The 11,552-nt window shown below is 69.2% G+C and carries 5 protein-coding genes; 2 read left to right on the forward strand and 3 right to left on the reverse strand.

Going from position 1 to position 11,552, the window contains the following annotated elements:
• Nucleotides 1-2: 2 nt before the first annotated feature.
• From CRP56_RS40040 to CRP56_RS40050, 3 genes are all read right to left on the reverse strand, one after another.
• Nucleotides 3-1,304: an ABC transporter substrate-binding protein gene (locus tag CRP56_RS40040; RefSeq protein ID WP_097272600.1), complete on the reverse strand. Its 1,302-nt coding sequence runs from the start codon at nt 1,302-1,304 to the stop codon at nt 3-5.
• A 67-nt stretch (nt 1,305-1,371) separates the two neighbouring features.
• Nucleotides 1,372-4,350, reverse strand: coding sequence for a glycoside hydrolase family 2 TIM barrel-domain containing protein (locus CRP56_RS40045; RefSeq protein ID WP_097272602.1), 2,979 nt, complete (start codon nt 4,348-4,350; stop codon nt 1,372-1,374).
• Nucleotides 4,351-4,432: 82 nt separating this feature from the next.
• Nucleotides 4,433-5,425: a LacI family DNA-binding transcriptional regulator gene (locus CRP56_RS40050; RefSeq protein ID WP_126277392.1), complete on the reverse strand. Its 993-nt coding sequence runs from the start codon at nt 5,423-5,425 to the stop codon at nt 4,433-4,435.
• Between the two features lie 338 nt (nt 5,426-5,763).
• Here CRP56_RS40050 and CRP56_RS40055 point away from each other — a divergent pair, with 338 nt between their 5' ends.
• Together CRP56_RS40055 and CRP56_RS40060 are read left to right on the forward strand one after the other, a co-directional pair.
• On the forward strand, nt 5,764-8,556 hold the full coding sequence (locus tag CRP56_RS40055) for a DNRLRE domain-containing protein (protein WP_097272607.1): 2,793 nt from the start codon (nt 5,764-5,766) through the stop codon (nt 8,554-8,556).
• An 82-nt stretch (nt 8,557-8,638) separates the two neighbouring features.
• Entirely contained in the window at nt 8,639-11,536 is a 2,898-nt protein-coding gene (locus CRP56_RS40060) for a glycosyl hydrolase family 95 catalytic domain-containing protein (protein WP_097272609.1), read from the forward strand.
• The last annotated feature ends 16 nt before the right edge of the window (nt 11,537-11,552 follow it).

Below are 11,552 nucleotides of genomic sequence, written 5' to 3' on the forward strand. Positions count from 1 at the left end.
CCTCAGCTGTTGGTGACCGACAGCCCGAGCTTCTTGATCGCGGCGACCGTCGAGGCCTGCACCTTGGTGACCGCGTCCGGCAGGGTGCCCTGACCGATGGCAGCGGTGAAGTCTGTCTCGACCTGCTGGAAGGTCGGGCCGTTGGTCCAGGTGCTGGGCACCTGCGCGGCGGAGGCCTTGTACACGTCACCGACCTTCTGACCGCCGAAGTACGGGTCACCCCCCGTGAGGGACGGGTCTTCCTGTCCGGCCTTCGACGCCGGGTACAGGCCGCCTTCGATGCCCGTCTTCACGGCCTGCGGGTCACTGGACAGGAAATCGGCGAACTGCACTGCTTCCTTGGGCGTCTTGCACCCGGTCATCACCGAGGTGGCCGAGCCGCCGCTGCTGGCGCTCTTGCCGTCGCCGGCCGCCCAGGTCGGCATCGGGGCCACCCGCCACTTGCCGGACAGGTTCTGGAGGTCCGACTTCAGACCGCCGGCGGCCCAGGCCGCGCCGACGAACGTCAGCACCTTGCCGGCTTCGGAGGCCTTGTTGAACTGCGGGTCCCAGGCGCTGCCGCTCTTCGCCACCAGGCCCTGGTCCTTCAGGTCCTGCCAGTACGAGGCGACCTTGCGGGTGCCGGGGTTGTCGATGCTGACGGTCCAGCTGTCTCCCTTGGTCGAGTACCAGGACTGGCCGGTCTGGAGGGTGAAGGACGCCAGACCGCCGGCGTCGGCGAGTACGGTGCCGAACTTCACGCTGCGGTCGGCGGTGGTGACCTTCTCGGCGTCGGCCTTGTACTCGGCCCAGGTGGCCGGCGGCTTGCTGATGCCGTACTTGGCGAACAGGTCCTTGCGGTAGAAGAGGACCATCGGGCCGACGTCCACCGGAACCCCGTAGATCTTGCCGCCGACGCTGGAGGCGGAGACGGCCGACGGGATGTACTTGTCCATGCCGTCGCTCGCGTACTGCGTGATGTCCATGACCGAGTTCTTCACGAGCATCGACGGGATGTTCTGGTACTCGATCTGGGCCAGGCACGGGCCCTTGCCGGCGGTGAGCGCGTTGCTGATCTGGGTGTAGCCGCCCTTGGGGCCCGACGGGATCTTCTTGAAGGTGATCTTGGTGTTCGGGTGGGAGGCGTTCCACTGGTCGACGATCTTCTCGTAGCCGGCCCAGCCCCAGAACTCCATGTTCACCGGCCCGGCCTGGCTCTTCTCCGAGTCGTCGGAGCCGCTGCTGCACGCGCCTAGGCCGGCCACGAGGAGTGCCGTGGTGGCGAACGTCAGGATTCTGCGGGTGCGTATGGTGGTGTAGTCCATGCGAGGAAACCTTCTGTGACAGGGGCTGACTTGCTGGAAGGCCGATGGGCGGGCGGGCAAGGCCCGCCTATCGGCCGGTGCTGAATTCCACGCCGAACGCGGTGGTGACCGCGGCCAGGACGTGCGGTGCCGTCGGCCCCGGGCCGCAGGCCGCGCTGCCCAGACCGTGGTGCGCGTGATCGAGGTGCAGATGGAGCCTGCCGTCGCGGACCAGGTCGTGCTGGTGGGAGGCAGCGGTCAGGGCTTCGGTGCTCCACGGACGAACCGTCAGGTCGATGACCGGGTCGCCGGAGATGAGCAGGGTGCCGTCCGGGGTGGTGATCCTGGCGCGGCGGACTTGGTGGCGGTTGCCGTTCTCCTGCGGGCGGACCTGCGGGATCTGCATCGCCGAGACGGTCGACAGATGGCGGCCGACGCGAGCCGCGGCGCGGGAGTCCCGGTACGCCTCACCGGGGCCGGGGCCGAACCATTCGACTTCGGCGTCGGTGCCGGGCAGCGACATCGCGACCCCCAGTCGGGGCAGCGGCACGGACCATGGGCCGTCGGGGGTGACGACGGCGTCCAGTCGGAGCCGTGTCCGGCCCGCCGCGTCCGGTGTGTCGCAGGCCGTCCAGCGGTAGACCACGCCGAGCCCGCAGGAGGACCCGGCGGCGGCCAGCCGGGCGGTGACCGTCAGTCCCGACGCGTCGGGCTCGACACCCAGGACATCGTGGCGCATCCGGTCCAGCCCGGCGGCGAGCCAAGGGCCGATCTGCGCCTCGCCGAAGGCGCTGAGCAGGTCGTTGTCGATCGGGGCCCGCCAGACGTCCAGCATCGGACCGTCGAGTTCCAGGTCGCCGAGCCGTGTCAGCACCCCGGTGCGGGCGTCGAAGCGCGCGGGACCCAGTGCGACGTACCCGCCATGGGCGATCGCCGGCGCCGGCGGGACGGGGGCGGGCGAGGCGGCCGGGGCCACGACCAGGCCCTGGCCCCAGGCGATCTCGTGACCGGCCCCGGCCCAGGTCTCGTCGGCGGCGAGCACCGCGGTCACGGTCAGCCACACCTGGTCGCCGGAGTCGTTCTTGCGCGCCGCGTCGAGCGCGGCGGTGACCTCGGCGGGCCATGCGAGGGTGGTCGTCGCGCCCGCGGCGGTCGCGGGCACGCTCAGGCCGCCGGAGCCCACCGGCTCGCCGCCGTCCTCGACGGTCCACCGGAAGTCCAGGTAGCCGCTGTCGCGGACGTGATGCAGGTTGCGCACGTTGATCTGCCCGGCCGCCGGGTCGATGTGGATCCGGACCGGTTCGATGACCTTCTTGTACTCGACCAGGCCCGGGGACGGCGTGCGGTCGGGGAAGAGCAGCCCGTCGGCGACGAAGTTGCCGTCGTGGATCTCCTCGCCGAAGTCGCCGCCGTAGGCGTAGTACGAGCGGGGCTCCTCCTGCCCGTTGATCGGGGCGGTCCGGGTGATCCCGTGGTCGATCCACTCCCAGATGAATCCACCGGCCAGCCGCGGATGCGCCTCGATGACCTGCTGGTACTCGGAGAGCCCGCCGGGTCCGGTGCCCATGGCGTGGCCGTACTCGCACAGCACGGCCGGCAGGGCGCGGCGGTGTGCGTCGTCGGCCGGATCGGCCGTCGGCGCCTCCTGGCCGCGGCCCACGGCGGCCAGTTCGTCCACCCCGATGTACATGCGGGAGTACAGGTCGACGTAGGCGCAGCTCGCGAAGTCGCCCTCGTAGTGGATCAGGCGGCTGTCGTCGCGCCGGCGGATCCACGCGGCCGCGGCGGCCAGGTTGACTCCGGTTCCGGACTCGTTGCCCAGCGACCAGACGACGACGGAGGGGTGGTTCTTGTCGCGCTCCACCAGCCGAGCGGTCCGGTCGAGATAGGCCTCGCGCCAGGCGGGGTCGTCGCTGGGGTTGCGCCGCCAGCCGCCGGGTTCGAAGCCGTGCGTCTCGAGGTCGCCCTCGCAGAACACCCACAGGCCGTGCTCGTCGCACAGGTCCAGGAAACGGTGGTCGGGCGGGTAGTGGCTGGTGCGTACGGCGTTGATGTTGTGCTGCTTCATGAGCAGCACGTCGGTCAGCATGGTGTCCTCGGTCAGGGTCCGCCCCGTCAGCGGATGCCATTCGTGGCGGTTGACGCCCCGCAGGGAGATCGGCCTGCCGTTCACGGTCAGGACGCCGTCCACGACGGCCACGGTGCGGAAGCCGATGCGCAGCGGTATCCGCTCTCCGGCTTCGGAGACCAGCTCTCCCGTGTAGAGGCGTGGCCGCTCGTCCGACCAGGGCTCGATGCCGTCGATCACGTGCGGGCCGGCCGGATCGGCGGCGGATATGCCGAGCTCGGGCACCGACAGGGACACCCGAGTGGGGGCGGTGACGTCGACGGCCAGGGTGCCCTGCCCCGTCGTGTGGTCGTAGGCGGTGCGGACGAAGAAGTCCTCGACACCGCGGGCGGCCACGGACACCGAGCGGAAGATCCCGGACAGCCACCACATGTCCTGGTCTTCCAGGTAGCTGCCGGACGACCACTGGTGCACGCGGACGGCGAGTACGTTCCGGCCGGGCCGCAGGGCGGCGGAGACGTCGAACTCGGTGGTCAGGCGGCTGCCCTTGCCGTCGCCGAGCCGGATCCCGTTGAGCCACACCGCGAACGCGGAGTCGACACCCTCGAACCGGAGCACCGCGGCCGATGCCGGGAACCCGTCCGGAACGTCGAACGCGCGGCGGTACTCGCCGGTCGGGTTCTCACGGGGCACCCGCGGCGGGTCGACCGGGAACGGGTACAGGATGTTGGTGTAGGCCGGGGCGCCGTAGCGCGGCTCGCCGGGCAGGCCGGTCATCTGCCAGCAGGACGGTACGGCGAGCAGGTCCCAGGCGGTGTCGTCGAAGTCCGGCGTGGCGAAGTCCCCGGTGAGGTCGTCCAGCCCCGACGCCAGCCGGAAGCTCCAGTCGCCGTCGAGCGTGATCGTGGGCAGGTCGGTGGTGAACGCGGCGCGCGGCCGCAGCCGTCCGGTGCCCGGCGACAGGTCTTCGACGTAGGCGTGGGGGTCGAGGCCGTTCATCAGTGAAGGTGTTTCCTCTCGAAATGCCTCGTGGTGAGGGGAGCGGCTGGGAAGGGGACTGTGTCGGGGGTACGTCAGGCGCTCAGCGGTCGCCGCGGACGGGGCCGCTGCTGTCCCTGACGGTCAGGGTCGGGCGCAGCAGCGACACGACGTTGGTCGGCGGTCTGCCGGAGTCGACGGCTCGGAGCAGGAGTTCGACGGCCTGCTGGGCCATCTCGCGTTTGGGGAAGGTGACCGTGGTCAGCGCCGGTCGGATCCGCCCGACCTGGGCGATGTCGTCGAAGCCGACGACGCTGACGTCGTCGGGGACCCGGCGTCCGGAGCGGACCACCGCTTCGATGGCTCCGATGGCCAGGACGTCGTGGGTGGCGAAGATCGCCGTCAGCTCCGGATCCGCCTCCAGCGCCGCCCAGGCAGCGGTGAAACCGCCGGCGGCGTCGTCGCTGGTGCAGGCGAACACCTTGCGGTCGTCCAGGCCGTCGGCGGCGAACGCCCGGCGCAGCCCCATGACGCGCGGTGTGTGCGCGGGGAGGTCGGCGATCACCGCGACGTTCCGGTGGCCCAGATCCCGCAGGTGGCTCCCGGCGAGAAACCCGGCGTGCTGGTAGTCGATGGACACCACGGGGAGGGTGGTCGGCGGGTCGCCCTCCCAGGCGAACAGGGCGACCGGGAAGTTGGCCTCGGCGAGCATCGGCAGTTGCTGTTCGACGCCGTTGTCCCCGGCGACCAGCAGGGCGTCCACCGAGCGGGCGGTGAGGTTCTCCAGGTGGGCCCGGGTGTAGTCGGGATCGTCGCGCGTCGTGGCGAGCAGCAGGTTGTATCCGTGGCCGACCAGGAGGTTCTCCACCTCCTCGACCACCTCCGAATAGAACGCGTTGGCCACCGACGGCACGAACAGGCCCACCGTCGACGTGCTGCCGGTGCGCAGGGAGCGCGCCACCAGGTTCGGCTTGTAGCCGAGTTCGGCGATCGCCTTGTTCACCTTGGCCAGGGTCTCCGGCCGTACCTTCTTGCCGGACACCACGTTGGAGACGGTCTGCTTGGTGACTCCCGCCCTCGCGGCCACGTCCGCCATTGTCACCACGTCGGCTCCCCAAAACTTTTATCGATCCACGAAAGTGGCGTCACTGTAGGACGGCCACCGCGGCAGGGCAAGACTTCGCGTCACGGCCGTGATTCAGCCGTTACGGAGCACCGCGAGGGCGCGACGAGGAAGTTACGGCGCTTTTCCACGAGTTGAAGCGCACGGAGCATTGACGGTCCCGGAAATGCGGCAGTAACGTCCCCGCCACGCCGGCCCCATGGATCGGTCCACGTAGGGGCGCCGGCTCCGCGCATGCTCCGCGCCCTCTCCAGCAGGCGGCGAGCGCCTTGCACAGACCTGGAGAGGTCTCGTCCTGAGGAGAGACTGACATGACCAGACCGGCCGGCGGCGACGCCGACCCGAACCCCGTCCCGGCGCGACGCAGCTCGCGCGTGAAGCGCTTCATCGCGGCCGCCGCCGGCGCCACCCTCGCGGCGGCGAGCCTCATGCTCACCACCATCGTCCCCGCCCACGCCGCCACCACCGTCCACACCTACGCGCCGACGGGAGTCGGAGGCGGCACGACGACGTCCCCGGACGTGGCGTCCGCCAAGTACCAGGTGCAGGTCGCCGGCACACCCGTCCAGGCTGTCCAGTACACCCAGAACGGCCACAACTTCGACATCGCCCGCTTCGCGTCGGACTCCCGGACACCGACGATCACGGTCACGCTGCCCAGCACCACGATCGACACGGTGAACGTCTATCCGGCCCGCTACTACCCCGCCGGCAGCGTCTCGGTGAGCGCGGACAAGCACACCCTGACGTTCCAGCTGTCAGCGGCCGCCGGGTTGAACCAGGCGATCGTGATGGTCAACGGCGACTCGACCAACGCCACGGGGCAGCCCTACCTGGCGGTCGTCAACGACCCGCTGGAGGACCCGGCGCAGCGTCCGGACACCACGAGCGCACCGGACGGCTCCGGCGTCAACCTGCAGACCGGTGTCCTCAACTTCCAGGAGTTCGCCGCGAAGTACCTCGCCGCGCACCCGAACAGCGCGGCCCAGAAGGCTCCCGCCGCGACGACGAGCTCCATGGCCGGCAAGACCGTCAACGGCACCGCCATCCCCGCCGGCCAGAAATCCTCGGCCGGGAGCCTGGTGAGCGCGAGCAGCGCCAATGTGCGCTACCCGAGCGTACGGACGATGGCTGCCGATGACGTCACCTACGCCCTGCGAGCCGCCATCGACACCATCAAGGCCAACCCCACGGCACTCAACACGCTCTACTTCCCCAACGGTACATACGTGTGGTCCGGGCTCCTGGTCAACGGTCTGGACGGCAGCAAGCTCAAGGGCGGCAAGCTGAAGATCTACACCGCCGAAGGGGCCCTGCTGAAGAACCGCGTCCAGGCGTACATGGAGGCGTTCGAACCGGCGATCGGGATCATCAACTCCAGCGACATCGAGATCGACGGCCGCGGCGTCTTCGACGGCAACGGCGTGGCGAACTACCGCAGTGACTCGCACGACGCCTACCGCAGCCAGCACCAGGGCGGCGTCATGGTCATGCACTCGTCGGACATCACGTTCAACGACACCTACGTGCGCGACGCGAAGCAGTGGAACTACGAGACCCACACGGCAAGCAGGGTGACGTTCAACAACATCAAGGCCCTCACCCCGTACCGCCAGCCGTGGATCGACGGAACGGACTTCGCCAGCGGCCAGGACATCACCGCGAACGGCGTCTTCACCCTCGGCAACGACGACGCGTTCGCCTCCGGCCACTACAACCCCAGCGACGGATTCACCCCGCTGGCCTCCGGCGTGTGGAACAACTTCCAGCTCGGTACCTCCACCGCCGACGTCCAGGGCTATGTCAACGCGGTGGCCGCCCACGACACCGTCGTCGACGATCTGGGGTTCGACAACTACCACTGGGACCACGCGGACTCGAAGAACATCGCGGTCAGCAACACGCTGAATTGGTCCGTCGCAGCCGGAAACGCGATCCGGATCGGATGGAACGCGTACGGATACCGGCTCACCAACTACACCTTCGACAACTTCAACTCCGTGTCGCCATTGGCCGGTGGCATCTTCACGCACAACAGCCCCAAGCCGTACCCGCGTATCCAGAGCATCGTGGTGAAGAACAGCTCGATCGACACTTCCCGGTTCACCCAGGGACCGGTCGGGATCAACGGCGGCAACGGGTCCACCCAGACCATCACGGCCGACGACCAGGCAACCTACGGACTTGCCCCGAACCCCGACGGTTCGGGCAGCACGTACACGTACACCAGGACTCCGATCGGCACGTTCACCCTCGACAACGTGTGGTTCTCGCGGCAGAACACCAGCAGTTCGATAACCGGCGTCACGAACGTGACGCTGAAGAACCTTCGCGTCGGGGGCCAACTCGTCAGGTACACCAGCCAGTTCCCGCTGACGACGAGCGGGGTCGGTGCGCTGACCAGTACCTACACGGACGCGAACGGCCAGACTCAGAACGTCAAGGCCGGTGCTCCCGCCAACGGTGACACGTGGGTGGGTGCGTGGACCGGCGACCAGACCAAGAACAACTCCTCGGACCTGACCCTCATCACCCGCAACACCGGGGTCGGCCTGATGGGCGAGCAATACACCACAGGATCCGGGGACGGAAAGCTCTCCTACCTCCAGTTCCCCCTCAGCAGCCTCACCAGGGCACCGAGCCGGGCGACCCTCCATCTCACCTACGTCGGCCACCGCTATGCGTCGGTGCCCTCGACCGACACCGACCAACTCCTCGTACAACCCGTCAGCGACACCACCTGCACCGGCGGCGGTACGTCCTGCCCGGTCACCACCATGACCTGGCAGAACCGGCCGAGCTTCACCGCCACGGCCTCCTCCGTCGCCAAGTCGGCCAATTTCACGCTCGGTTCGACCCTCATCCCCGAAGGTGGCGGGACGCACCAGGGCAACGCCATCGACGGCCGCGACATCACCGTCGACATCACCTCCTTCGTCCAGAACGCCTACACGGCGGGTCAGTCCACGCTCCTGCTCGCCGTCGGCAACGCCGGGGGCACCAACCACGAGCTGCGCTTCGTCAGCTCCGAAGGCGCCATCGGCTCCGGAAAGCTCACCAACGGGACCGCCGAGATGGCGCCCGGGATGACCGTGACCCCGTAGCCACCCCAGACCGGCCCGTCCCCGAGGGGCGGGCCGGCCTCAGCTGCCCAGGTGCACTCCCCACCGACAACGGAGTCGACCCATGTCACTGCCCGACCTTCCCCTCAACCGTCGGCGTTTCCTCACCACGGCCGCCCTCGCCGCCGGCGCCGCGGCCCTGCCCGGCCTCGTCTTCGCCGACCGGGCCGCCGCGGCCGTACCGCCCCAGGTCACCCTTCCCGACCGCGGCATCTGGGACAACGCCACCGCCGCCGCCTGGACCGACGGGTTCCTGACCGGAAACGGCGAGTACGGAGCCGTCTACTACGGGGACCCGGCGCTTGAGAAGGTGATCCTCAATCATCACCGGTTCGTACTGCCCAACGGCAGTCGGAGCGTCATGCCCCCGGTGATCTCGCCGTACCTCGAAGCCGCGAGAGACCAGGCGCTGGCCGGCGACTACTCCGGTGCCTCCGCCACCTTCGCCCACGGCTGGGGCCTGCGCTGGACCCAGACCTTCCACCCCGGCTACGAACTCCAGCTCAGCACCCCGGGCATGACCACCGTCGACGACTTCGCCCGCGTCACCGACTTCCGCACCGGCGAGATCACCCACACCTGGACCGACCAGTACGGCACGTGGAAGCGCCGCGTCTTCGTCTCCCGCGCCGACCAGGTCATCGTCCACGAGCTTCTGCCCGCCACCGGCCGCACCGTGGACACCACCCTCAGCGTCAACACCGCTCTCGAGGGTGTGCCGACCAAAGTCTCCTTCTCCACCACCGCCACCGTCACCAGCGGCGACGGTTACCTGAACCTGCGCGGCACCTACCCCTCCGGCGGTGCCTACGGCTACGAGGGCGTCACCCGCGTCGTGGCCGTAGGCAGCGGCTCCTCCGTCACCGCCGCCGGGCAGACCCTGGTCGTCGCCAAGGCCACCAAGGTGCTGCTGCTCACCAAACTCGGCCGCTACGAGACCGCCACCGGCTGGAACAGCCAGCCCCTCCAGACCGCACTCGCCGCGCTGACGGCCGACTACGCCACCCTCCTCGGCCGCCACGCCCCGAAGCACCAGGCCATGTACGACCGCTCCGGCATCGACCTCAACGTCTCCGCCGCCGACCGCCAGTTGGCCACCAGCGAGCTCATAGCCCGCCAGAACAGCAACGCGTCCGCCGTCGACGTCGCCCTGCTGGAGCGGATGTACGACTCCGGCCGCTATCTCTTCGTCAGCTCCAGCGGCGTCCTGCCACCACGCCTGACCGGCATCTGGACGGGCACCTGGAACGGCTCCTGGGCCGACGACTTCACCACCGACGCCAACATCAACCTCCAGGTCGCCGGCGGCAACATCCTCGACCTCACCGACGCCATGCAGGGCTACTTCGACCTCATCCTCGGCCAGCTCGCCCACTGGCGCGACAACGCCACCAACCTCTACGGCGCCCGCGGCTTCCTCGCCCCGTCCCGGACCGACGGCGAGTACGGGCACATGCTGCACTTCAACAGCGGCAGCTTCCCCGGCGAGGCCTGGACCGGCGGCGCCGACTGGCTGCTCTACCCGCTTCTGGAGTACTACCAGGTCACCGGCGACAGCGCCTTCCTGAAGAACAAGCTCGGCCCCGCCCTGATGGAACTGGCCCTGTTCTACGAGGACTTCCTCACCCGCACCGACGCCGCCGGCAAGGCCGTCTTCGTCCCCTCCTACTCCATGGAGAACACCCCGCTCAGCACCGGCCAGGCGTTCTCCGTCAACGCCACCGGCGACATCATGGCCGGCCGGCACGCGCTGGAGGCCGCGATCGACGCCGCCAACGCACTCGGTCTCGAACAAGGCAGCGGCAAGGGCGTGGCCCGCTGGACCGCCCTGCTCGCCAAGCTGCCCGACTACACCGTCAACAGCGACGGGGCGCTCGCCGAGTGGTCCTGGCCGGGTCTGACCGACCGCTACAACCACCGGCACGTCCAGCACCTGTACGGCGCCTGGCCGTTGCACGAGATCAACCCCGAGGACAAACCCGACCTCGTCACCTACGCGGCCAAGGCCCTGGACAAGCGAGTCGACCCGAACTACGCCGCCCACGGCAGCCTCCACCGGGCGCTGGCCCGCGCCCGTCTGAAGGACGGCCCCGGCGTCTACGGCAACCTGTTGAAGATCTACGGCAAGAACATGGTGTGGCGGTCCCTGATGACCTCCCACAACCCGGACCTGACCACCTACAACTGCGACGCCGCCAACACCATCCCCGCCGTCCTCGGCGAAGCGCTCGTCTACACCCGCCCCGGTGTCCTCGAGATCCTCCCCGCCCTCCCCGACCAGCTGGCCAAGGGCACCATCAAGGGCGTCCGCGGCCGCAACCGCGTCACCGTCCAGTCGCTGTCCTGGGACACGGCCGCCCGCACGGCCACCGTCACGCTCACCTCCGACATCGATCAGAACATCACCTTCATCTGTCGACGCGGCATCACCTCCCTCAGCACCGGCGCGACGGTCACCACGTCCTCGCTGGGCAACCACGCCCGCAGGGTGTCGCTGACCGCCGGAACGAGCACCACGATCACGATCGGCCTGCTGACCGGCCCCTTCAAGCTGGTGAACCGCAAGAGCGGCAAGGTCATGGACGTCTCCGGCTCCTCCACCGCCGACGGCGGGGCCGTCATCCAGTACACGTGGTCCGGCGGCGCGAACCAGCAGTGGAAGCTGCTGCCCGACCACGACGGCTCGTTCCGCCTGTCCAACGTCAACAGCGGCAAGGTGCTCGACGTCCCGGCCGGCTCCACCAGCAACGGCACAGCCCTGGACCAGTCGACGGACACCAACGGCACCCATCAGTGGTGGAAGCTCGTTCCGGCGGCCACCAGCGGCTACTACCGCCTGGTCAACATCAAGAGCGGGCTGTACGCGGACGTGCAGAGCGGATCCACCGCCAACGGCGCCAAGATCATCCAGTGGCCCGCCAACGGCGGCTCCAACCAGGAATGGCAGCCAGTGGGGCTGTGACGGCATGACTCCTGGT

Origin of the sequence: Streptomyces sp. TLI_55, from assembly GCF_900206255.1 — a bacterium.
GTDB lineage: Bacteria > Actinomycetota > Actinomycetes > Streptomycetales > Streptomycetaceae > Streptomyces > Streptomyces aquilus.